General features: G+C 64.6%; 16 protein-coding genes and 1 tRNA gene. 3 read left to right on the forward strand and 14 right to left on the reverse strand.

The window, feature by feature from the left end; all coding sequences use genetic code 11:
• Positions 1–47 precede the first annotated feature (47 nt).
• From PF049_06195 to PF049_06235, 9 genes are all read right to left on the reverse strand, one after another.
• Positions 48–2,909 (reverse strand): insulinase family protein, encoded by a 2,862-nt coding sequence (locus PF049_06195; protein WBY17728.1) that lies wholly within the window; start codon positions 2,907–2,909, stop codon positions 48–50.
• A gap of 45 nt (positions 2,910–2,954) precedes the next feature.
• Entirely contained in the window at positions 2,955–3,761 is an 807-nt protein-coding gene (locus PF049_06200; GenBank protein WBY17729.1) for a phosphoribosylaminoimidazolesuccinocarboxamide synthase, read from the reverse strand.
• 28 nt (positions 3,762–3,789) lie between these two features.
• A tRNA-Phe gene (locus tag PF049_06205) sits at positions 3,790–3,864 on the reverse strand.
• 89 nt (positions 3,865–3,953) lie between these two features.
• A complete protein-coding gene (gene yacG, locus PF049_06210; protein ID WBY17730.1) occupies positions 3,954–4,136 on the reverse strand; it encodes a DNA gyrase inhibitor YacG in 183 nt (60 codons plus the stop codon).
• Complete coding sequence (locus PF049_06215) at positions 4,133–5,095, reverse strand: ribonuclease (GenBank protein WBY17731.1); 963 nt, start codon at positions 5,093–5,095, stop codon at positions 4,133–4,135. The genes yacG and PF049_06215 overlap by 4 nt, the downstream gene beginning before the upstream one ends.
• Entirely contained in the window at positions 5,088–5,666 is a 579-nt protein-coding gene (locus PF049_06220; protein ID WBY17732.1) for a Maf family protein, read from the reverse strand. Before PF049_06220 ends, PF049_06215 begins: the two co-directional genes overlap by 8 nt.
• Positions 5,667–5,709: 43 nt before the next feature.
• Positions 5,710–5,982: a translation initiation factor IF-1 gene (gene infA / locus PF049_06225; GenBank protein ID WBY17733.1), complete on the reverse strand. Its 273-nt coding sequence runs from the start codon at positions 5,980–5,982 to the stop codon at positions 5,710–5,712.
• 153 nt (positions 5,983–6,135) lie between these two features.
• A complete protein-coding gene (locus tag PF049_06230) occupies positions 6,136–6,939 on the reverse strand; it encodes an alpha/beta hydrolase (protein ID WBY17734.1) in 804 nt (267 codons plus the stop codon).
• Positions 6,936–8,522, reverse strand: coding sequence for a wax ester/triacylglycerol synthase family O-acyltransferase (locus PF049_06235; GenBank protein WBY17735.1), 1,587 nt, complete (start codon positions 8,520–8,522; stop codon positions 6,936–6,938). Before PF049_06235 ends, PF049_06230 begins: the two co-directional genes overlap by 4 nt.
• 324 nt (positions 8,523–8,846) lie before the next feature.
• On the opposite strand from PF049_06235, the gene PF049_06240 reads away from it, so the two are divergent.
• The 3 genes from PF049_06240 (at position 8,847) to PF049_06250 (ending at position 16,090) form a co-directional block, all read left to right on the forward strand.
• On the forward strand, positions 8,847–11,663 hold the full coding sequence (locus tag PF049_06240) for a TonB-dependent receptor (GenBank protein ID WBY17736.1): 2,817 nt from the start codon (positions 8,847–8,849) through the stop codon (positions 11,661–11,663).
• A 40-nt stretch (positions 11,664–11,703) separates the two neighbouring features.
• Entirely contained in the window at positions 11,704–13,671 is a 1,968-nt protein-coding gene (gene uvrC / locus PF049_06245; GenBank protein WBY17737.1) for an excinuclease ABC subunit UvrC, read from the forward strand.
• A 133-nt stretch (positions 13,672–13,804) separates the two neighbouring features.
• Entirely contained in the window at positions 13,805–16,090 is a 2,286-nt protein-coding gene (locus PF049_06250) for a GGDEF domain-containing phosphodiesterase (GenBank protein ID WBY17738.1), read from the forward strand.
• 236 nt (positions 16,091–16,326) lie between these two features.
• Here the strand turns inward: PF049_06250 and PF049_06255 are convergent, their stop codons facing one another.
• The 5 genes from PF049_06255 to PF049_06275 all read right to left on the reverse strand — a co-directional run bounded on the left by PF049_06255 (position 16,327) and on the right by PF049_06275 (position 23,177).
• On the reverse strand, positions 16,327–17,706 hold the full coding sequence (locus PF049_06255) for a tetratricopeptide repeat protein (GenBank protein ID WBY17739.1): 1,380 nt from the start codon (positions 17,704–17,706) through the stop codon (positions 16,327–16,329).
• A 97-nt stretch (positions 17,707–17,803) separates the two neighbouring features.
• The gene (locus PF049_06260; protein WBY17740.1) at positions 17,804–18,721 is read right to left on the reverse strand and encodes an acyl-CoA thioesterase II; all 918 of its coding nucleotides are present in this window, start codon (positions 18,719–18,721) and stop codon (positions 17,804–17,806) included.
• A 49-nt stretch (positions 18,722–18,770) separates the two neighbouring features.
• Positions 18,771–19,637, reverse strand: a complete 867-nt coding sequence (locus PF049_06265) for a transcriptional regulator (protein ID WBY17865.1) — start codon at positions 19,635–19,637, stop codon at positions 18,771–18,773.
• A gap of 32 nt (positions 19,638–19,669) precedes the next feature.
• Positions 19,670–20,848 (reverse strand): GNAT family N-acetyltransferase, encoded by a 1,179-nt coding sequence (locus PF049_06270; GenBank protein WBY17741.1) that lies wholly within the window; start codon positions 20,846–20,848, stop codon positions 19,670–19,672.
• 169 nt (positions 20,849–21,017) lie between these two features.
• Positions 21,018–23,177, reverse strand: a complete 2,160-nt coding sequence (locus tag PF049_06275) for a sodium-translocating pyrophosphatase (protein WBY17742.1) — start codon at positions 23,175–23,177, stop codon at positions 21,018–21,020.
• Between the last annotated feature and the right edge of the window lie 3 nt (positions 23,178–23,180).

Consider the following 23,180-nt stretch of genomic DNA (forward strand, 5'->3'; position numbering starts at 1 on the left):
CCCTATACCGTGATGCAGCCTGCACGCAATCGGCGCAGGCGTGCTTATCACTGTGATGCGTCTGCGACGCCTTCCGGCAGCACAGTGATGACGACCGCTTCCCCGGCGCCGAGATAACGCGCTGCCAGAGCCTGCACCGCCTGCGGGGTAAGGGCATTGTAGCGGCCCCGCGCGGCCAGGAAACGGGTGATCCTGTCCGGCTCGCTCTGGGCCCGGGCGACATAGCTCATCCAGCCGGAATTGCTTTTCAGGGCATTGTCGAAATTTTCCAGGATGGGCTGGCGCGCCCGCTGGAGCAGATCGTCCGAAACAGGCTCCGTTCGCAGGCGTTCGACCGTTGCCTCGATCGCGGCGCGGGCCGCGTCCAGCCGCTCTACATCGATGCCTGCGGCGACCGTGAACGTGCCGTAACCGTCGTAATAGCGCGCGGGATTGCTGGTGACGCGCGGAGAATAGGCATCGCCGAGACGCTCTCGCAGCTCTTCCGTGATTTCGAGGTCGAGTACCGCGCGCAGCAGTGCCAGCCCGACAGTGGTATCGGGATCGGAGGCATCGGTGGTGGGCCATGTGAAGGAAATGAGCCCCTGATCCGCCTCTCCGGTATGGGTCAGTACGCGGTCGCTGCGATCGGAGGTGAAGCTGCGCTCCCGCGCTCCGGGAGGCGTAGTGAAATCGGCCTCTCGTACGGGCAGGGCGCCCAGCGTCTGCGCGACCAGGCGGATGGCCGCGTCTTCGTCCACATCGCCCACCAGTGCGATTTCCAGTGCGCCGCGGGCAAGCCGGTCACCGATGGCCGCCTGCAGCCCTTCCAGTTCCAGCGCGCGATAGGTCGCCTCGTCCTTCAGGGTGAAGCGGGGATCGTCGTCCGACAGGATGCGACCTTCCTCGGCTTGCAGGGCGCTTTGCGGCGTGGCCCTTAGCCGTGCGAAGTAATCCTGCAGCGAATTGCGATACCGGACCAGGGCTTCCGTGCGGTAGCCGGGATCGGTGAGATAGGCCGCGATCAGTTGCAGCTGGACCTCCAGGTCGCGCGGCGTCGTCGTGACCTGCCCGTTGAAGCTGTCCGGCGCGGCGCCGAAACGGAAGGCTGCATTGCGACCGGCAAGGACCGTAGCCAGTTCGTCGGCCGACAATTTGCCCAGCCCGGCGCTCGGGAGCAGGGCAGCAAGTGCGATGGCGCTAGGGTCCTCGCGCGTCTCCAGCCAGTCCCCGCCGTCCAGCGTATAGCGCACGCGGACCCGGTCATCTTCCAGCGTAGTCCGCTTCAGGTTCAGGCGGACGCCGTTGTCGAACACGATCCGCCGGATGCCCAGTTCTTCGCCCAACGTGTCAGACACGACGGTGCCCGGCTCCCCGAAATCGGTGTAGGGGAAGGCATCGAATGCACTGCTGGCGGGCGGGTCCACGGGCATGGCCAAAGCGGTGTTCCAGACCTCGCGCAAAGCCGGTTCACCGCCTTCCGGCACGCTCCTGCCCTGATACCTGATCAGCGGTTCGTTCAGGGTGATGACATCATCGCGCAGGGCCTGGATGACCGCTTCGGGCGACAGGTCCGCCACGGCCTGTTCGAACAGGGCGAGCTGCGTTTCGGGTGAAACGGGCACGAATTCGTCGCGGGCGAGGGCGACGGCCGCGTTCACATAGGCGACGTGGTTGCGCGTCGCAGCGCCGGCGACGTCGTTTTCGAGCGCGGTCCGGCGGCGCGCGACCTGCTCCGCGATTTCCGCATCCGTCACGCCGTGCTGCATGATCCGCACATATTCCAGCGCCGCAGCCGTCATGCCGCGCTGCCAGTCCCCTTCGAGAGCGGCGACGGTGAGCGAGGTCTGGCGACCGGCTTCGAAGATGTCGGACGTGCGGAACGATGCGCCGCGGAAGGGCGGCTCTTCCGACAGGGTCAGGCGGCGAAGGCGGCGGTTGACGATCGCATAGCCGACGGACCGGATGACCGCCTCGCGCCGGTTTTCCGCCGTATCCGGCCGGTCGATCCATGGACCCAGACGCGCCACCGCGATCTGCGCGTCGAGCGCGGGATCGGTGTAGATATCGCTCGCGCCTTTGTATTCCGGTTGGACCGGACCGGCAGAGGATTGCGGTATGTCCGGTGCGGCCTGCCAGTCGGCAAACCCTGCACGGATCTTCTGCTCGACCACACCAGCGTCGAAATCGCCCACCACGACCAGCGTCGTATTGGCGGGGATGTAGGTTCGCTGCCAGAACGCCTTCAGGTCGGCCGCCGTCGCGGTGTCGACATCTTCCCGGTCGACAAGCGGGTAGCGGTTCGACAGCATCGAGCCGGGGACGAAGAAATCGATCTGGTCGGCGGCGGCGATGGCGGCGTAATTCGTCCGGTCGCGGCGTTCCGCGATCAGGACCCCGCGTTCGCGTTCAACCGCGCCTTCGTCGAACAGCAGTTCGCTCGCCGTTTCGCGCATCAGGAAAAACGCGGTGTCGAGCAGTTCCTCGTCCGCGCGCGGCAGGTCGAGCATGTACTGGGTGAAATGAAACGCGGTCGCGGCATTGGTGTCTGCACCGAAGGCCAGGCCGAGGCGTTCCAGCAGCTTTACCATTTCCCCTTCGGGAACATTGGTGCTGCCGTTGAAGGCCATGTGCTCGACATAATGGGCGAGCCCGCGTTCGTTATCTCGCTCGTCCAGCCGGCCCGCCTCGATCTCCATGCGGACCAGCGCCGTGCCTTCCGGCGTTGCGTTGCTGCGGATGACGTAGCGCATCCCGTTGGCCAGCTGTCCGAAGACATAGCCGTCTTCCGGCTCCAGGTCGCTGTCCGCAAAAGCCCAGCGCGGCATCGGCTTGGTCGCTTCGGACGGCGCCTGCGCCGCAAGAGGCGCGGCAAGAGGAATGGCAAGGAGGGATAGACCGGCAAACGCGCCGAGAATGGGAAATCGCATGAGCGCATCCATGCCCGTCCGTCGGTGGACCGGCAATGAATATCGCTATTTCTTGGGCTTGGCAGGCGAGCCGCGCATCCGGCCGCGATGGGCTTCCATGTCGAAGACCTCGCCCGGGCCGTCATTCTCGCCGTTCAGGAGGCCGAGACGGCGGGCGACTTCCTGGTAGGCCTCTTCCTCTCCGCCCAGATCGCGGCGGAAGCGGTCCTTGTCCAGCTTCTCGCCCGTCTTCATGTCCCACAGGCGGCAACCGTCGGGGCTGATCTCGTCGGCCAGGATCACGCGGCTGTAATCGCCATCGAAGATGCGGCCGAATTCCAGCTTGAAATCGACGAGGCGGATGTCGATCCCGGCGAACATGCCGGCCATGAAGTCATTGATGCGGATCGCCATGCTGGCAATGTCCTGCATTTCCTCCGGGCTGGCCCAGTTGAAACAGGCAATGTGCTCTTCCGATACCAGCGGATCGCCCAGCGCATCGTCCTTGTAGTAATATTCGATCAGCGTGTGGGGCAGCGGATCGCCTTCGGTCAGGCCCAGCCGCTTGCAGATCGATCCGGCTGCCACGTTACGCAGGACGACCTCGATCGGGATGATCTCGACCTGCCGCACCAATTGCTCGCGCATGTTCAGGCGGCGGATGAAGTGCGTGGGGATGCCGATATGGCCAAGGCGGGTGAAGACGTGTTCGCTGATGCGATTGTTGATCACGCCCTTGCCGTTGATCGTGCCCTTCTTCTCCGCGTTGAAGGCGGTGGCGTCATCCTTGAAATACTGAATGATCGTGCCGGGTTCCGGACCTTCGTAAAGGACCTTGGCCTTGCCTTCGTAGATCTTGCGGCGGCGGGTCATGGGCACACCCTCGAATAAGGGGGAGAAGTGGTGCCCAGGGGCGGAGTCGAACCACCGACACGGCGATTTTCAATCGCCTGCTCTACCACTGAGCTACCCGGGCCTTCGCGTCGTGCCGGTTCCCTGTCGGGAAGCCCGGCGAGCGAGTGAAGCGCGCCTATGGCGAAGGGGCGTTGTCTTTGCAAGGGGGTTTCACTCGTCCTGCTCGCGAAATTCGGCAGCGATCTCGTCCGGCAGGGCGGGACGGCCGGGTACGGCGTACCCGTCGCCGAACCACTGGGCCAGGTCTCGGTCGCGGCACCGCTGGGAACAGAAGGGTGCATGCTTTTCGTCCCGCGGCTTCTTGCAGATCGGGCAGGGGCGCTTTTTCGTCATCGGGAAACCAGTTGGGATTGCCCCGCTTCCAGTGCAAGGGCGGGATTGCTCTCGACCCTGACCGCCCGCCCGGTACGGCGGCGCAGGGCATCGAGCCATGGCTCTTCCAGCTTCGCGGCAATGGCGGGATGGCAGGTCATCAGCAGTTCGCCCGCGCCTTCCAGCAGTTCCGCATTTCGCAGCAGCAGGCGGGCCGCGGCAGCGCGGCGAGCATTGTGGATGCGCTGGAGAATCGAGGGCCGCTCCAGCCGGGCGACGATCTGGACGAACCCGAAACCGTTCATCGCCGTACGCTCGTGCGGCCAGTCTTCCAGCCGGGCTGCCAGCGCGCCGTCGGCCGCCTTGCGGTCCGCCTTGGCCTGCAGCGTGGGAAAATCGATCCCGATATTGCCGCCCATGTCGAATCGGCGAAGCGCGCCCGCAATCGCCGGCACGGCCGCCTGCGACAGGGCGAGCGGCGAGCCGGGGCCGTCGATATCGACCAGCGTCATCGCGGCGGTGTCGAAGAAGGCAAGTTCACCGCCATCGAACGGCACGCTGCCGGACCATGCCTCCAGCCACACGTCTTCCCACGCGCCTGAGGGAAAGCGCTGGACGATCCGGGCTTCGGGAAGGCTTTGGGCGAGGGTCGGGGCAGGGCGAATGTCTTCGTCTGTCGGAACGGCGCGGGCCATTTTCCTGCGGTCCCTCTCGGCCAGTGCAGGCCGGGTGACGCGGTACCTTGAGGTTGCGCCTTCGCTGGCGGAAGGGGGCAGGCGGTCAGCCAGTGCCTCCTGCCCGGAAGCAAAGCGTATCGTGCCCCGCCGCGATCCGGCCGTGCGGTGGACCAGCACGGCATCGGCGATCTCGCCTGCCAGAAGCGTGCCGGGCCATTCCATCCGGGCGGCAATGACCTGGCCGCCGTCCAGCAGGATCGCCCGCGTTTCCGCGATGCCCTGCTCGATCAGCCAGTCAGCCAAGTTTGAATCCCGCCGCCTTCAGCAAGGCGCGCGTTTCGAACAGCGGGAGGCCCACGACGCCCGAATGGCTGCCCTGTATCCAGGAAATAAGCCCCTCGGCAGCACCCTGAATGGCGTAGCCGCCGGCCTTGCCGTCCCATTCCCCGCTCTCGAGATAGGCGGCGATTTCGTCTGCGGAGAGGCGCTTGAACTTGACCTGCGTGACGCTCAGCTTTTCGCGCAGCGCGCCGCCGGGTGCGGCAAGGGCGATGGCGGAAAGGACCGTGTGCCGCCTGCCCGACAGCAGTTCGAGGCAGCGGCGCGCGGTATCCTCGTCCTCCGCCTTGGGCAGGATGCGGCGACCGGCGGCCACCACGGTGTCGCCCGCCAGCACGAAGCCTTCGTCCGTGGCGGCAGCCAGCGCCTTTTCCCGGGCCATGCGCACGGCATAATCGCGTGGCGATTCGCCATCATGCGGCGTCTCGTCGATGTCGGCAGGGGCGATCGCATCCGGCGTGACGTCCAGCCGCGCGAGCAGTTCGCGCCGCCTGGGGCTGGCGGAGGCAAGGATCAGGCGGGGAGGAGAGCCCATTACGGGGCCTCGTCAGTAGTTACAGGGAAGGGGGGCGGAAACCTTACGCGCCCGGTCCCGGGCCCTGGCTCGCATTCTGTCCCGGACCGCCGCGACCCGGCATGAAGCGGTAGGTGATGCGCCCCTTGGTCAGGTCGTAGGGCGTCAGTTCGACAAGCACTTCATCGCCGACGAGCACGCGGATGCGGTTCTTGCGCATCTTGCCGGCGGTATGACCGATGATCTTGTGACCGTTTTCGAGCTCGACCCGGAACATCGCATTGGGCAGCAGTTCCACCACCTTGCCACGCATTTCGAGGAGTTCTTCTTTGGCCATGTACTTTCGTCAATCCTGATACTTGGTCGCCATCAACGGCAACGGGAAGCGCGCCCATAGCGGCAGGGCGGGCAAAAGGGAAGGCGAAAGGACCGCCTGTCCGCGATGGAGATAGGCCGCGGACGCCCGATTTCAACGGTTTGGCGCAGCGCCCTAGTGCAGGGAACCTCGCGGGAAGGCGAGGCAGGCGAGGCCGCGCGGGGCGAAGGGCTTCCAATCCCCCTCTGCCTGGGCCAGCCGGTCGGCAATGGCGTAGACGGCGCTGGGATTGACGCCGAGGCCGCAATGGCTGGCGACGACCTCGATATTCTCGTTCTGGAAACCGGCTTCCTGCACCGACCCGCGCCAGTGCACGACACCGTCCGTCCGGGTGAGGATGGAGGTCGTGGGAACCGGCGGCGCTTCTGCCAGGCGCGCGAAATTGCCTTCCTGCATCGGTTCCGGCTCCGCACCGTTAAGGTATTCGAACAGGCGGCGCGCATTGGTATGCCCGCGATCGTCGGAAATCGGGCTGCCGAGCGAGATGACCTGACGAACCATGTCGGGCGCCAGCTTCGCCAGTTCACGGGCGAACACGCCGCCAAGGCTCCAGCCGATGATCGAAACCGGGCGGCCAGTGTCTTCGTGGATTTCGGTCAGACAGGCCATCATCGCCTCTACGCGGGCATTGTCGACCCGGACATTGCGCCCGAGATTCCAGCCGCGCGCATCATAGCCCAGATCGCCCAGCAGGGAACGGAGCGGCCGGGTCGAGGCATCGCCGGCCATGAAACCCGGCAGCACCAGCACGCCGTGCCCGTCGCCCTTCGGAAGGGCCCGCATGAGCGGGAGCAGCGCATAGAAGCTGGCAAGCTCGCTCATGGCGCGGGCAGGCTCGGCGAGAGCGAGGAGGGGGGAAGGCGGACGGGCCGCTTTCGCGCTGCGGCGCGGTGCTGCGCCTGCTGTGGTGGCGTTCATGATGTGCTGCGTCCCTTCTTGCTCTGGGTGCCGGTCGTTTTTCGGGTGGTGTTTTTCCCGGCGGTGCGCTTCGTTTTGCCCGGTACGGCTGTCTTGCGAGCCGGGCGCTTCTTCTCCCCGGCAGACTTCTCATTGGCGGCGTGGCCGCTCGCAGGGCCGGTAGAGGCGCCTCGCGCGGCGTCCCGCAATTCGTGGAAACTTTCCTCGATGCAGGCGATGTAAAAGTCCGGATCGGACAAGAGTTCCCGGCACGCGGTAAAACAGATCGTCGCCTCGTCGACATAGGACTGCACCGTATGGGCCACGCCCATGCCGTCCGTCAGGCAGATGAGGCCCATCTGGCTCTCCAGCCGCGCACCGCACGAATAGATCGGCACGGGCGGGCCCGGGACATTGGTGACGACGGTGGAGAAAGGCTGCTTTACCCGTTCGGACAGGCCAAGCTGCGTATAGAGCCGCGCGCCCAGCGACATGTAGAGCGCGGGGCTGACCTTGCTCACCTCGGTCATGTTGCGTGCGCCCAGGGCATCGGTCATCGCTTTCGAATTGACCGTGTGTTCGTGGACATATTCCAGCCGGCGGACCGGTTCGGAGATATGCGTGCCGAGCGGCGCGATCATCGCTGCGACCTGGTTGCCCATGTCCCCTTTCTCGTCCTTCTCGCGCACGGATATCGGCGCCATCGCCGTCATCGTCCGCTTCGGCAGGTCGTCCTTCGCCGTCAGGTATTTGTGCAGCCCGCCGCCGATGATGGCGAGGAAGACGTCATTGACCTTGCAACCGGGCGACAGCGCGCGGATCGCCTTGATATCGGCGAGCGGGACGCTGACGCCCTGGACCACCCTGTGCGGGGAAATCTTGCGGTTGAACCGGGTGCGCGGGGCAACGAGGTCGGTCGTGACCCTGAAATCCTTTGCCGCCAGCCCCTTGATCGCCTTGGCGAAGCCAGGCGCGGCTCGGGCGGCAACGTCGATCTGCTTCATCGGATTGGTCAGCGCGTTGAAATAGCTCTTGCCCAGCAATTCGGCGGCATTCGGTATTTTTTCCGGCTCCCACGTATCGGGCTCGCTCGGCGGCGGGGCAGTCGGGTCCAGCGTGTGCATCGCTTCCAGCAGGTCGACACCGCTCATCCCGTCGATCGCCGCGTGGTGCACTTTCGTAACCATGGCGTAGCTGCCTTTCGGCACGCCTTCCACGTTCTCCAGCCCTTCGACGACCGTGAACTCCCATGGCGGCCGGGTGAGGTCGAGCGGGCGGGCGAAGATCCGCGCCGCCTGGATGCACAATTGCCGCCAGTCGCCCGGTTTCGGCAGGGCAAGGTGGCGCACGTGGTATTCGAGATCGAAATCGGGATCTTCGACCCAGTACGGGTAGTCGAGATCGAAGGGCACGCGCACCAGCCGCTGGCGAATGGTGCGGGACAGCTGCATGCGGCTTTCGAAGAAGGCGAGGATATCCTTGAACCGGACGAAGCCGCCCGGCGCCGTTTCCGGATTGTAGATGAGTATCGAGCCGATATGCATCGGTGAATTGCGCGTTTCCAGCGCGACGAAGCTGGCATCCATGCCTTGTAGCTGGCGCAACGATCTCTCCCTCACGGAACCGGCCCGCCCCGGTTTGTCCGGAGTCATCGCCGCTTGCCCTACGATTTTCTAATTGCAGGAAATCATGGCGTAACACGCAAAAGACTTTCGTCAAGTTGCGCCCATTTCCGCTAACGCGAACGTAAAGTGCGCGCCGGTTCGCCTGCGACAATCCGTGACAAAATACCGCCTTGCTAGCCGACCGTGCCTCGGCCAGCAGGTGCAGCGGGCGGGGCGACGATAGCGAAAGGCTGGCGAATGCCGCGTAATACCCTGATTTCCATGCTTCCCCTCCTTGCCATCGCGTCGGCTTCGATGCCCGCCATGGCCCAGGACACAGACGGCACGGCCTCGGTCGATCCCGAGACCGGCGAGATCGTCGTCGTGGCGCCGCGCCTTCGCGGGCAGGTCGATACCGATGTGCCGCCGTTGCTGGAACTGGATGAGGAAGATATCGAGGCCTATGGCGTCGGCTCGATCGAGGAACTGGTCGAGGCGCTGGAACCTGCATCGGGATCGTCCCGCGGGCGCGGCGGTGGCCGCCCGGTTTTCCTGGTCAACGGTATCCGCATCGGGTCCTTTCGCGAGTTTCGCAGCTATCCCCCCGAAGCCATTCGCAAGGTCGAGGTCCTGCCCGAAGAAGTCGCACAGCGTTTCGGCTTTCCGCCCGATCGCCGGGTCATCAATTTCATCCTCAAGCCCGATTTCCAGAGCCGCGAGATCGAGGCGGAACTGGAGGCACCGGACCGGGGCGGTTACGTCCAGACCGAACAGGAATTCACATGGCTGCGAATTTCACCGGACGGGCGTCTGAACGTCAATCTGGAGCATAACGACAGTGGCCTGCTGACCGAGGCGGAGCGGGACATCGTGCAGACCGCCGCCAGCATTCCGGGCGTCGCGACCGATCCCGACCCCGCCGCAGCGCGCAGTCTCGTCGCCGATTCCCGCAGTTTCGAAGCGACCGCGAACTGGGCTGCGGCGCTGGTGGAAAGCGGCACGTCGCTGACGCTGTCGACCGGATACGAGCATTCAGACAGCCTCAGCCTGTCGGGCCTCGACAGCGCATTGCTGGTGGCTCCCGACGGGACAAGCGTCCTTCGCACTTTCGATGCGGACAATCCGCTGACGCGCGAGACGAACAGCGATACCATTACCCTTGCCGGAAGCTATGCGAGGGCGCTGGGCGACTGGCAATTGACGGCTACGCTCGATTCCAGCGTTTCGGACAGCCGCACGCGGATCGACCGCGCTGCCGATACCTCGGCGCTGGAAGCCGCTGCACTGGCAGGCGCTTTCGACATTACGGGCGATCTGCCGCCGCTCGGCGAGGCCGGTTTCGACACGGCGCGGACCCGCAATTATGCCGGCGCCACCAAGGCGACCTTGCGGGGCCGCCCCGTCCTGCTGCCGGCAGGCGAGCTGGGCGTGACGCTGGATGCGGGCTACGACTGGTCGCGTATCGAAAGCAGCGATACCCGCAGCCTGTCCGATGCACAGCTGACGCGCGGCACCGTGTCTGGCGGCGTGAACGTGAACGTACCGATCGCCAGCCGGCGCGAAGGATTCCTGGAGGATGTCGGTGAACTTTCCGCAAACTTCCAGGCGCGCGCCGACCACCTTTCCGACTTCGGCATGCTGTTCGACTGGAGCGCGGGCCTCAACTGGCAGCCGCTCGATCGCCTGTCCTTCTCGGCCACCTATGTCAACAGCGAGGCCGCGCCCAGCCTGTCGCAACTGGGCGATCCGCAGACGGTCACGCTGAACGTGCCCGTCTTCGACCTCGCGCGCGGCGAGACGTCGCTGGTGACGGTGACCGACGGAGGCAATCCTTTGCTGCCGGCAGAAAGCCAGTCCGACTGGAAGCTGAGCGCGAACTGGGAATTGCCGACAAAGGCTGACCTGCGGCTGAATGTCGATTACATCGACAACACGTCGCGTAATGTCGCCAGCAGTTTCCCCTCGTTGACGCCCGCGTCGGAAGCGGCATTTCCGGGCCGCGTGACGCGCGCGGCGGACGGTACGCTGGTGGCGCTGGACACGCGGCCCGTCACCTTTGCCGAAACGCGCGCGAGGCGGCTGGTCTTCGGCCTGACCATGCGCGGCCAGATCGGAGCGGAGGAAGAGCGGGGCGGCGGTTCCGGACGCGGCGGGGGCGGCGGCGGTTCGCCTGCCGCAGCCTCGCCCGCAACCGGTGGCACCGGTGAGCGTGGCGGCGGCATGGACGACGGGCGTTTTGTCCGGTTGCAGGAAAGGTTCTGCGGCCTTCCCGAAGGACAGGCGCCCAATCTCGACGGATTGCCGGACCGTTTCCTGCAACGCCTCCGGGCGGAGGACGGCACGGTCGATCCCGCCCGGGTGGCCGAGGCGCAGGAACGTATCTGTTCCGCCGACGGTCCGCCTGCGCGCGGTGCAGAGTTTGCCCAACTGCGCGAGCGATTCTGCGCCGCGCCGGAAGGGACGATTCCCGACCTCGCAGGGTTGCCGGAAAGGCTGCTCGAACGCCTGCGGGGCGAAGATGGGGAGATCGACCCGGTGCGCGTGGCGCAGGCCCGCGAACGCATCTGCGGCGAAGATGGCGAGACACCGCGTGCATCCGGCGAAGGCGGCGGCAACGCTTCCGCACCTGCCATCGGACTGCCGGGCCGCGGCGACGGCCCGCGCCGCCCGCGTTATTTCCTCAATCTCAGCCATTCGGTCGAACTGGAAAACACGATTTTGGTGGCAGAGGGCGGACCGGTCCTCGACCAGCTGGACGGGGACGCGACCTCCACCTTCGGCCTGCCGCGTCACAGCACCACGCTGGAAGGCGGCCTGTTCCTCGACGGGATCGGTGTCCGCGCCTCGGCCAACTATCTCGGGTCGACCCGCCTTTCGGGCAGCGGCCTGCCGGGCAGCAGCGACCTGTTCATCGACGACCTCGCGACGCTTGATCTCAGGCTGTTCATGAATTTGGGCGAAGTCATTGGGCCGGACGAGGGCCTGCTGAAAGACCTGAGGCTCAGCCTAAGGACGGACAACGTCTTCGATGGCCGGCGGGCCGTGCGCGACGGGAACGGCGAGGTTCCGCTGCGCTTCCAGCCCTTGCTGATCGATCCGGTCGGGCGCTTCCTTGGCGTGGAACTTCGCAAGCTGTTCTAGCGATTGAGAAACCGGGCACCGCCGCCTATCTGCTGCGGTGATGGCGAATGAGAAGTCCGGCAGACCGCACGATCCGCGTGGGCAGGAGCGTTTCAACGAGGAACGCGCCGCCTACACGGTCGCCTCTGCCCAGCCGGATCTCGAAGCCGGGGTGAATGCCATCCGCGAGACCGTCAGGACGCTGAAGGCGCGTCCCGGCGTTTATCGCATGCTGGATAGCCGGGGCGACGTCCTCTACGTCGGCAAGGCGCGCAGCCTGAAGGCGCGGGTGGCGAACTACACGCAGGTCGCCGGGCTCACCAACCGTCTGCAGCGCATGGTCAGCCAGTGCCGCGCGATGGAAATCGTCACGACCAATTCGGAAGCCGAGGCACTGCTGCTGGAAGCGCAGTTCATCAAGCGTTTCCGCCCACCTTTCAACGTCCTGCTGCGCGACGACAAGAGCTTCCCCTTCATCCTCCTGCGCGAGGATCACGATTTCCCGCGCATCATGAAACATCGCGGCGCGCGCAGGGCGAAGGGCAGCTATTACGGGCCATTTGCCAGCGCGGGCAGCGTGAACACGACGATCAACGCGCTGCAGAAGCTGTTCCTGCTCAGGAGCTGTACGGACAGTTTCTTCGCCAATCGCGACCGGCCCTGCCTGCTCTACCAGATCAAGCGGTGCAGTGCCCCCTGCGTGGGCCGCATCGACGAGGCGGGTTACGGCGAACTGCTGAAGGAAGCGAAGGACTTCCTCGGCGGCAAATCGGGTGCGGTGCAGTCGAAGATCGAGAAGCAGATGGCGAAGGCAGCGGAGGATCTCGATTTCGAGACGGCCGCCATCCTGCGCGATCGCCTGCGCGCCGCAACCTTCATCCAGGGGTCGCAGGCGGTGAACGCCTCGGGCGTTGGCGATGCCGACGTCTTCGCGCTGGCGCACAAGAACGGGCAGATCGCGGTGCAGGCGTTCTTCGTTCGCGGCGGCCAGAACTGGGGGCACCGCGCCTTCTTCCCGCGCAACATTGCCGGCGAGGGGGAAGGGGCGGTCCTGTCCGCCGTGCTCCTGCAATTCTACGAGGAAGTGCCCCCGCCGCGCACCCTGCTGGTCGACCGCGAATTGCCGGAACAGGACTTGATCGCAGAAGCGCTGGCCGAAAAAGCCGGTCACAAGATCGCGATCTCCATTCCCCAGCGCGGGGACCGGCGGCGACTGATGGAACAGGCTCAGCGCAATGCGGTGGAGGCGCTGGACCGGCGGCTGGCGGAAAGCGGCACGCAGGCCAAGCTCAACCGCGACCTGGCGGAGTTTCTCGAACTGGCCGAACCGCCCCAGCGGATCGAGGTCTACGACAACAGCCATATCCAGGGCGCGAAGGCCGTGGGCGCGATGGTGGTCGCGGGGCCGGAAGGCTTCGAGAAGGGCCAGTACCGCAAGTTCAACATCAAGTCGGCGCAGACGAACGACGATTTCGGCATGATGCGCGAGGTCATGGCGCGCCGCTTCCGCAAGCTGGCGGAAGATGCACCGGACGGAGACGCGCCGGGCAGGAAGAACAGTCACGAGACGATCTGGCCCGACCTGCTGCTGATCGACGGTGGGAAGGGTCAGATGTCGAGCGTGATGGGCGTGCTGGAGGAACTGGGCATTGCCGAGCGGGTGCCGGTCATCGCCATCGCGAAAGGGCCGGACCACGGGCGTGAGGGGCGCGAGGTCTTCCATTTCCCCGACGGGCGGGAAAAGACACTGCCGGTCAATTCGCCGCTGCTGTATCACCTGCAGCGCCTGCGCGACGAAGTGCATCGCTACGTCATCGGGGCTCACAGGGCCAAGCGCAGCCGCGCGATCACCGCCTCTCCGCTCGACGAAATTCCCGGTATCGGCCCGGCGCGAAAGCGTGCGCTGCTCCTTCATTTCGGCACTGCGGGCAAGGTGCGCGCCGCCGCGCTTGAGGACCTGCAGAGGGCGCCCGGTGTCAGTGAGGCGGTGGCCCGCACGGTCTACGATTTCTACCACGCGGGCGACTAGGCCGCGCTGCCTCCGGCTTTCGGTGGTTAGCTACGGATTAATAAAAACGCGCATGGCAACCTGATCTTTACATCCTGCCCCTTATTGCCGGATTGTAATGGAGCGGGTCACTCCCAACTGGTTCCGCCGGGTCTTGACATCGGCGAGAACGCATCACGCAGCGATAGCCATCGCCGTGGCTGCGGTTGCGGCTGCCATCAGCCTCTTGCGTCCGCTCGATATCGCGGTGTGGAGCATCCAGGCTCAGCTGTTTTCGCACGAACCGAGCGGCGACATCGTTTATGTGAGCGATGAAGGCGGCGCAGAAGCCGAGACTGCGGCGGAACGCAACGCCCGTTTGGCCAGCCTTCTCGACAGCTTGGCTGAACAAGGTGCAGGACAGGTCGTTCTGACGCAACCAGTCACGCGGAGCCGGTCTCTGCTTTCGGACATCAAGCTGCGAGAATCGATCCGAACGCTGGGCGATCGCTTGGTCCTGACCCATACGGTGCGCGAGGATTTTGGGGCGGATATGTATCTGCGGCCGAACGATGTGTTCTTCTCGCACGGAATTCGGTCGGTCAGCAGCGACATGCAGGATGACTTCATGCAATTCGTATGGGTCATCGAACCCAGCTACGAACGGCTCGGCACAAGTGATCCCGCTTTGTGGACTGCTCTCTCTCCGGGTGCGGAATCAGCTCCCGTGTTCGTCGATTACAGTATCGACTGGAAACAGATTCCGACATCGGATGTACGAAGCCTCGTTGCCAGTTCCACCGACGCGAATATTCGCGGCAAGACCTTTGTAGTGGGTTCATTGGCCGGGGAAGGCATTCAGGCAAAGATACCGGGCTATGGCCCCGTGCCTGCTCCGTTGATCCATATCCTGGCCGCCGAAACCAGCATACGCGGCTCGGGCCACCTGATTTCAGGAATAACAATGGTGGCAGCGTTCGGTGCAGTCCTGCTTGCCGGTCTGCACCTGCTCCCAGCCGGCCGACGCCGCAGGATCTTTTATGCCTGCTGGGTCGCAAGCTTCGGCTTCGTGATCGTTCTCTCCGCCGAATTCGGATTACGTGTGGAAATTGTGGATGCTTTCCTCATCCCGCTGGTATTCGGTTTCCTGCGCGCGAAGGCGAACTTCAAACGCCGGCATTTCTACACGGACGAGAAAAGCAGGCTGCCCAACTTCATGGCACTGCGGCGCGACCTCGGCGACGAGGGTGCGCGTGACGATTATGCCATGGTCATTGCAAAGATCACCCGGCTCGAGGCCATCTTCGCCTCGCTCGTTCCCGCCGAACAGAAGCGCTATCTGCGCCAGGTCGCCTCACGCCTGAGTCTCGGCGACGAGAATACCGCTGTCTATTACGACGGCGGCAAGTATTTCGGCTTCGTCCTGCCGCTTGCGCGGTACGACGATCTGGAAGCGCATCTCGATGGATTGCGGGCCGTGGTATCGCAGGCAATCCTGTTGTCGGATCGCCCCGTCGACGTGTCCTTGACCATCGGCGTCGACTGCTCGCTCGACAAGCCGCTCCATGCCCGCATCAGTTCGGCCATCGCGGCTGCCGATCAGGCACGTGAGGCCTATCGCCCCGTATTCATCATCACCGATTTCGAGGCCGATAGCGAGCAATGGGATTATTCCCTGCAGGCGCGGCTGGAAACGGCCCTTAGCGAGGACCGGATTTCCATCAAGCTGCAGCCCAAGGCAGAACTGGAAACCGGACGGATCGTCGGCGCCGAGGCGCTGGCCCGGTGGGTAGACCAGGAAAAGGGCGAGATTTCTCCCGCCCAGTTCGTTCCGCAGTGCGAACGTGCAGGGCGTCTCGACGACCTGACCCGCCGGGTGATGTTGCGGAGCATGCAGGCATCGCACGATCTGGCGGTGCGGGAATTGCCGTCGCAGGTCTCGATCAATGTCTCCGCAGTCCAACTGGTCGATAATCGGATCGTCGAGATCGTGCATCGCGCCCTGAACGAGTCTTCGGTGAACCCCTGCGATATCACGATCGAGATTACGGAGACGGCCAGGATCGAGGATTTCGACCGTGCGGGCGCGATCATGCTGCAATTGGCAGAGGAGGGGATTCGCTTCTCCATCGACGATTTCGGCGTCGCCAGCGCGAATCTCGATGCATTGTTCCGACTGCCCTTCAACGAGCTGAAGCTGGACCAGATGTTCGTGCGCGAAATCGGCCGTTCGAATCTGGCAGGCTCTATCGTCGCCAACACCATCTCACTCGCCCGCGATGCCGGTCTTTCGACGGTGGCCGAAGGTATCGAGGACGAATCGACCTTCGTATCGTTAAGAAATCTGGGCTGCGATTACGGTCAGGGTTACTATCTGGGTCGACCGCAAACCATTCCGCTGTTCAGGGAAACCCTTATTTTGCAAGGGGATATGGAGGATCGCCAGAGATCGTTTGGTTAATCCTTTACTAATCGTAAACCTTAAGATATGCCTAATGGTCCAAACCATTAAGGGGATATTTTATGTTCCGTTCGATCTGGGACTGGATTTTCGGCAACTGAGCCGAGCCAGCAATTCAAGAAAAAAGGCTCCGTTGACGGAGCCTTTTTTTGTGTCTGACGCTGATTCGCTCGGTTCGGGGAGCGGCGAAACGCTCGCCAATGACCGCGCTCGAATAAGCCTGGTTCCGTAAGCGCTTACCTTTCGACGCGTGGCAGGTCGTCGATGCCGTAGTGGCGAAACATCTCGTCGGTCTGTGGGCCGAATTCCAGTGCGCGTTCCAGGGACTTCATCGCTGCGTCCTGCTGATTGCCGCGCCACAGGAGCAACGCCTTGACATAATGTGCAGTGGACGATCGCTCGTCGAGCACGATGGCCGCTTCGGCATCTTGCCCCGCTGCTACCAGATCTCCGGTCCGCAGGTTCAGGACGGCGCGTGCCGAATGGTTCTGGGCCTCGTCAGGGGCCTGCGCAAGGGCAGCGTCGCACATCTCACGTGTCTGGACGTATCCGGTCTGCTCGAACGCCAGTTGCAGGCATAGAAACGACAGATCGCCTGCGTTTCGGGTTGCTTCGGTTGCGGCGTCGTAGTCTTTCAGGGCTCTGTCCAGCTGGCCCAGTTTTTCAAAAGCCATGCCGCGATAAAGGAGCACGCCGTGATCCAGCGGCTCGTCAGGCAGGATGACGGAGAACCCCTGTACGGCTTCAGCCCAATTACCGAGATCGAAGTCGGTCTGCGCCAATATTGCGATCCCCTCGAGCCAGCCCGCATTCCTTTCCAGCGCCAATTCGAGGTCGCGTTTTTTCGCTGCGTGATCGCCTTCCGGATGGTAACCCGAACGAACGTAATAGGGGTAGAAGTAATCGGGGGTCGCAGCCACGACCTGGTCGATCATTTTCCGGTCCACATCGTAATTGCCCAGCGATGCATGAATGTCCGCGGCGGCATACAGCGCCGGCAGGTCATCAGCTTTGTTCGCGGTCAGCGATTCGGCCAGAAGGACAGCGTCGTCAGCCCTGCCCATGGCGACCAGGAGCTGGCCTTTCATCATGGCGACAGAACGATCCTCCGGGAACGCTGCGATGTAGTCGTCCGCGGCAGCGAGAGCCTCCTCTTCCCGCTGCGCGCGGTAGAGATTCCATGCGAGCTGGACGTGCGCCCACCTCAAAAGGCGTGGTTCGATCGCCAGCGCGGCGCGAAGTTTCTCGCGGTGAAGATCCTCGTCACCGGTGCGTTCCGCCTGCACCCCCTGTGCGGCCAATCTCAGTGCCTTGTCCGGGGCGAGTGCCACGGCCCGGACAAGGTCTGCTCTTGCCAGATCGACCCTGTTGGTCCTGGTAAACGCTATGGCGCGAAGGGCCAGGGCACTCGCTTCGTGTGTTGAATTCTCGTAATCGTCGGAAGTCAGCTCGATGATCCTGGCCCACTCGGTCAGGTCGACGAGATTTTGCGCTTCGACCAGATCCTTGGGCAGCGCCGCCGCCTGCGTAGCGGCAGCGGTCCCGTCCTGCGCCGCTGCCGTAATCGTCGGCACCACCATCAGTGCAGCCGCAATCGCCAAAGCACCTGTTTTCACGCCATTTCCCCCTGCATGTTTCCGCAGGACCGTTATCAGCGGGGGCGGGCGAAGGGCAATGGCATGGGCGAGCGAAGCCAGGCCTGTCGCTATGTCGCTATGGCGCTTTCTTGCGTCGGCGCATCATGCCTTCCTGCGCTACGCTGGCGACAAGGTTTCCGTCCCGGTCGAAGATGCGGCCGCGGTTGAAGCCGCGTCCGCTGCCGCTCCACGGGGCGTCGGTGGCGTAGAGCAGCCATTCGTCGGCCCGGGCCTCGCGATGGAACCAGATCGCGTGGTCGAGGCTGGCGCCGACCAGTTCGCCGCGCATCCAGCTGAGGCCATGCGGCAGGGCGCTCGTACCGAGCAGGGTGTAATCGCTGGCATAGGCGATCACCGCGCGGTGGATGGCGGGGTCGTCGGCGATCGGCGGAAGGGTGCCGGCGGTCTTGAACCAGCTATGCGCGCGCGGTTCCTTGGGTTCCGCGTTCATCCAGTGCAGCTTGTCCGTCGTGCGCATTTCGATGGGGCGGGGGCGCAGCATGATCTTGCGCGTTTCTTCCGGCATGTTGCCCTTGTCCGCAAAATGCCGCCGCATCTCCATGTCGGATTTGAGATCCTCGGGCGACGCGACGTCGGGCATCGGGCTGTCCTGGTGCGCCATGCCTTCCTCCGGCCGCTGGAAGCTGGCGGTGAGGTTTAGGATAGGCTTGCCGTTCTGCGAGGCGACCGCGCGTCTGTTGGCAAAGCTGCGACCTTCGAAATCGCGGGCCGTGGCGTGGTCGATATCGACACCTTCTTCGCCGCCGCGCAGGAAATAGGCATGCAGGCTGTGCGCGTGCTTTCCGTCGCCGACGGTAGCCTGCGCGGCTTGCAGCGCCTGCGCGATGACCTGCCCGCCGAATACGCGGCCGAAACCGTCTTTCTGCTGCCGCCCGCGGAAGCTGTCCTCGCCCGTGCGCTCCACCGTCAGGAGACGGACCAGGCCGTCTGTCAGCTGCTGGGGATCGGGCGTCTCGTCGCTATTGTCACTCATCGCAACCGCTCATGTGACGCGGTCGCGGCATCGTCAAGGCACGTGGCTTTCAGCCGGCGAGGCCAAGTCGCCGGGCTGCGCGGTACGCAAGCGCCTTCCCCCGGTTGGTGGCAGGCCAGCGGCCGGGTGCGGAGGGTTCGAGCCCCGCGCGGCGCGCCAGCCGGTTGAACCCGCGCGCATCGGCCTCTGCAAAACTCCAGTCGCTGCGCCAGGTGATCGAAAGCGAGATCGAGCTTTCGGGGCCGTTGCGCACGAAATGCGGCGCCATCACGGGCACGAACAGGGCTTCCCCGGCAGTGATGGGATATTCGGTGCCGTCCGGTGCCAGCGCGTCGCTCCACGGCAATTCGCGCGCTCCGCCCGAATGATAGCTTTCATGCACCGTATCGGGCGCATAGGCCGCATCGCCCGCGGGAAACTGGGTCATCACCTTGCTGCCGACCAGTTGCAGCAGGATGTTGTGCTCCGGGTCGAAATGATAGGGCGTGACTGCGTCGGGGCTGGAGATGAAGACGAAGCCCTGAGGCCGCAGCATCTCGCCGGTCTTTGCCTCGATCGACGGTTCTAACTCGCCCAGCAGGCGCAGCACCAGGGCGCGGTAGGCCGGGGCCTGTTCGATATTCTTCAGGACCGCCCAGCTATTGCTGGTGGCGATATGGCGAATGGTATCGGCGATCGAGAGGCCGTTGCTCCCGGGCTTGCCGTCCACGCCGATCGGCAGGTCGCCGCGATTGTATTCGATGCTGCCTGCGGGGAGAGCCTGCGCCAGGTTTGCCAGCGCGTCCAGCGTCAGCAGGTCGTGCCGTTCGAGCGAATGGCGCAGGACATGCGGCGTTTCGGGATAATTCGCGGCGAAGGCATCGCGAGAGGACGGGGGGAAGACAGCTTGCGGCAGCGTGTCTGCGTCGCCCGCCATCTCGAAGGCGGCTGTGCCCGTTGCATGGTCCATCATGACCTCCTTTCCAGAGCCGCGCTGCGGCTCCCGGTTTCGAGCTTGTGGGGAAACTGCCGTGTTTCGGCGGCGAGGAAGGCGCGGGCAACCTGTCGCCTCAGCACTCCGCCGAGACCGACGGAAACGCGCAGGATCGTGCGTTTCTCGCGCCAGATACGTTCGATCATCGGATGCCCTTCGGAGGCGCAGCTATCGCACCATTCGATGTCGCGGCGCTCCAGCAGGTCGAGGTTCTCGCGCTGCAGCAGCACGCCCGGGCTGAAACGGGCATAGGCCTCGTCATAGGCCGTCTTGAAGCTGAAGACGCCCGGGGCCGCGACGAGGTTTGCCAGCATTGCGATGGGCGCGCCGTCCAGCATCAGTGTCAACCGTTCGAGCCGGCCCAGACCGGCCGCGTTCTCCATCGCCTCGCGGAAGAAACGCTCGGTTTCGGCGGCACTGGCGAGCGCGCTGCCTTCATCGCCTTTCCAGCCCTTCTTCTCCAGCGCCAGGAATTGGCCGGACCACTGTGCGATGCTGCGTTCATCCGTCTCGCGGGAGAAGTGGATGGTGCCTTCCTCGCCCAGGCGGCGTGCCTGGCGGCGCAATTCCTTGCGCTTCTTCCCGCTCATCGACTGGTCGAAATAGGCAGCAGGGGCGAGGTCCGAGCTCAGCAGGGCGCGCTCTTCGCGCATCACGACGGCGGAGGGCCGGTTATGCCGGTCCGCCGCGCGGGCAAGCGCGGCGTAGAGCGGCCCGTCTTCGGGCAAGCCTGCCAGGTGGAGGAACAGCGCGCTGGCAGAGGCTGCGTCGGCCCAGTCCAGCAGTGCCTCCCAGAACGCAACCTCGCGTCCCTGCAACACCAGCGGCGCGCCGCAAAAGGCATTGGCGTGAAGCCATGTACGATAATGCGGCACGGGATAGCCGTAATAATCCCCGCTATGGACGACGGGCAGCAGGCCGATCAGACGGTCCGCTTCGTAGATGCAGGCAAGGCGAACGCTGTCGCCGGGGGCGAAGGCATCCAGCGCAGGGAGCAGCGCCCAGCGTTCGAAGAAGGGGTTGGGCAGGGCACATTCCCATGCCAACTGGTCCCACCGCGCGGCAGGCAGGTCGGGATCGCCGCGCCGCAGCAGGGCGACCCGGATGCCTGTATCCTGATTGTCCGCGCGTGCGGATCGTGCGCTGCTTGCCACCGTTAACCCTGTTGCACGGCACACGTCTGTGCCGCCTGCCGGGATGTAGCGGGCGCCCTGTTAAGAATGTTTCACTGCGGGGGCGTGTGTCCGGGATCGATACACAAGGCCCCGCCCGGGTTAACGCCGGGCGGGGCCATGCTTTTCCTCCCCTGAGGGAAGCGTTCGATCAGTTCGCGGCGAGGGCTGCCAGCAGCAGCAGGGCCACGATATTCGTGATCTTGATCATCGGGTTGACGGCCGGACCTGCGGTATCCTTGTAAGGATCGCCGACCGTGTCGCCGGTCACCGCGGCCTTGTGCGCTTCGGAGCCCTTGCCGCCGTGATTCCCGTCCTCAATATATTTCTTCGCATTGTCCCATGCGCCGCCGCCGGCGGTCATGGACAGGGCGACGAAGATACCGCCGACGATTACGCCCAGCAGCAGCGCGCCCAGCGCCGCGAAGCCGTTCGCCTGGCCCGCGACCAGCGTGATCGCGAAATAGACCGCGATCGGCGCCAGGACTGGCAGCATGGATGGCAGGATCATTTCCCTGATCGCCGCCTTCGTCACGAGGTCGACCGTCCGGGCGTAGTCGGGACGGCTGGTCCCTTCCATGATACCGGCATCGTTCGCGAACTGGTCGCGCACGTCGACCACCACGTCGCCCGCGGCACGGCCAACGGCGGTCATGCCCATTGCGCCGAACAGGTAGGGCAGCAATGCGCCCAGCAGCAGGCCCACGATGACGTAGGGATTTTCCAGGCTGAAGCTGACATCGACCTCGGGGAAGAACTCCTCCAGGTCGGCCGTATAGGCACTGAACAGCACCAGCGCGGCGAGCCCGGCAGAACCGATGGCATAGCCCTTGGTCACGGCCTTGGTCGTGTTGCCCACGGCGTCCAGCGCATCGGTCTTGTCACGCACCGACTGGTCCAGCTCCGACATCTCGGCGATGCCGCCTGCATTGTCGGTCACCGGGCCATAGGCGTCGAGCGCCACGACCATGCCCGCCAGCGCCAGCATCGACGTGGCGGCGAAGGCGATGCCCATCAGGCCCGCCAGCTGGTAGGTCACGATGATGCCGACCACGATCACCAGCGTGGGCAGGGCGGTCGATTCCAGCGAAATCGCGAGGCCCTGAATGACGTTGGTGCCGTGGCCCGTTTCGGACGACTTGGCGATCGAGCGGACCGGGCGGTATTCCGTGCCGGTGTAGTACTCGGTGATCCAGATGATCAGCCCGGTCACTGCCAGGCCCACCATCATCGACCAGAACAGGTCCATGCCGGTGAAGCTGGCGACGGTCGCCTCTGCCGTTTCGGTCGTGAAGCCGGTCTCGCCCGCCAGCGGAGCGCCGCCGATGGGCGCGTTCATGTCGCCCAGCACGAAGGCGGTGGCGAAATAGATTGCCGGGATCGACAGGACGGCGGTGGTGATGAACCCCTTGTAAAGGGCGCCCATGATGTTCTGCGACTTGCCCAGACGCACCATGTACGTACCGATGATCGAAGTCACGATGCAGACCCCGCCAACCAGCAACGGCAGGCTCATCAGCGCGTTGAGCTGGTCCGCGGCAAGACCGGTGAACAGCAGAGCGGTCAGCACCATGGTCGCGCCGACGGTCACGACATAGGTTTCGAACAGGTCGGCGGCCATGCCGGCGCAGTCGCCGACATTGTCGCCCACATTGTCGGCAATGGTGGCCGGGTTGCGCGGATCATCCTCCGGGATGCCTGCCTCGACCTTGCCGACCAGGTCGGCGCCGACATCGGCAGCCTTGGTGAAGATGCCTCCGCCAAGACGTGCGAAGATGGAAATGAGCGAGGCTCCGAAGGCGAGGCCGACCAGCGCGTCGATAATCTCGCGCTTTTCATCCAGCACGGTCAGGTCCAGCCCCATCGGGCCGACCAGCACGTAATAGAAGCCCGCAATCGCCAGCAGGGCGAGGCCAGCGACCAGCATCCCCGTGACCGCGCCTGCACGGAACGCGACGGTCAGGCCGTGCTGCAGGCCCGACTGCGCGGCGGCAGCGGTGCGGACATTGGCGCGCACGGAGATGTTCATCCCGATGAACCCGGCCACGCCCGACAGGATCGCCCCGACGATGAAGCCGACGGTCAGGACCGGGCCGAGGAACAGGAAGACGATGACCGCAACGGCCAGTCCGACGATACCGATGGTGGTGTACTGGCGGCGAAGATAGGCCTGCGCGCCTTCCTGGATGGCACCGGCAATCTGCTGCATCTTCTCGTTCCCGGCCCCTGCGCCGAGAACCTGTCTGCTGGTAATGATGCCGTAGACGACGGCAAGCAAACCCAGCAGGATCGCTATGATAATTGTGTTCACGTG

It is taken from the genome of Erythrobacteraceae bacterium WH01K (assembly GCA_027941995.1).
Lineage (GTDB): Bacteria > Pseudomonadota > Alphaproteobacteria > Sphingomonadales > Sphingomonadaceae > CAJXSN01.

Excerpts from the sequence above, each read along its gene's own strand:
- PF049_06195 (WBY17728.1), bottom strand. The coding sequence starts at position 2,909 with ATGCGATTTCCCATTCTCGGCGCGTTTGCCGGTCTATCCCTCCTTGCC.
- PF049_06200 (WBY17729.1), bottom strand. The coding sequence starts at position 3,761 with ATGACCCGCCGCCGCAAGATCTACGAAGGCAAGGCCAAGGTCCTTTAC.
- yacG (WBY17730.1), bottom strand. The coding sequence starts at position 4,136 with ATGACGAAAAAGCGCCCCTGCCCGATCTGCAAGAAGCCGCGGGACGAA.
- PF049_06220 (WBY17732.1), bottom strand. The coding sequence starts at position 5,666 with ATGGGCTCTCCTCCCCGCCTGATCCTTGCCTCCGCCAGCCCCAGGCGG.
- infA (WBY17733.1), bottom strand. The coding sequence starts at position 5,982 with ATGGCCAAAGAAGAACTCCTCGAAATGCGTGGCAAGGTGGTGGAACTG.
- PF049_06230 (WBY17734.1), bottom strand. The coding sequence starts at position 6,939 with ATGAACGCCACCACAGCAGGCGCAGCACCGCGCCGCAGCGCGAAAGCG.
- PF049_06240 (WBY17736.1), top strand. The coding sequence starts at position 8,847 with ATGGCCCAGGACACAGACGGCACGGCCTCGGTCGATCCCGAGACCGGC.
- uvrC (WBY17737.1), top strand. The coding sequence starts at position 11,704 with ATGGCGAATGAGAAGTCCGGCAGACCGCACGATCCGCGTGGGCAGGAG.
- PF049_06260 (WBY17740.1), bottom strand. The coding sequence starts at position 18,721 with ATGAGTGACAATAGCGACGAGACGCCCGATCCCCAGCAGCTGACAGAC.
- PF049_06265 (WBY17865.1), bottom strand. The coding sequence starts at position 19,637 with ATGGCGGGCGACGCAGACACGCTGCCGCAAGCTGTCTTCCCCCCGTCC.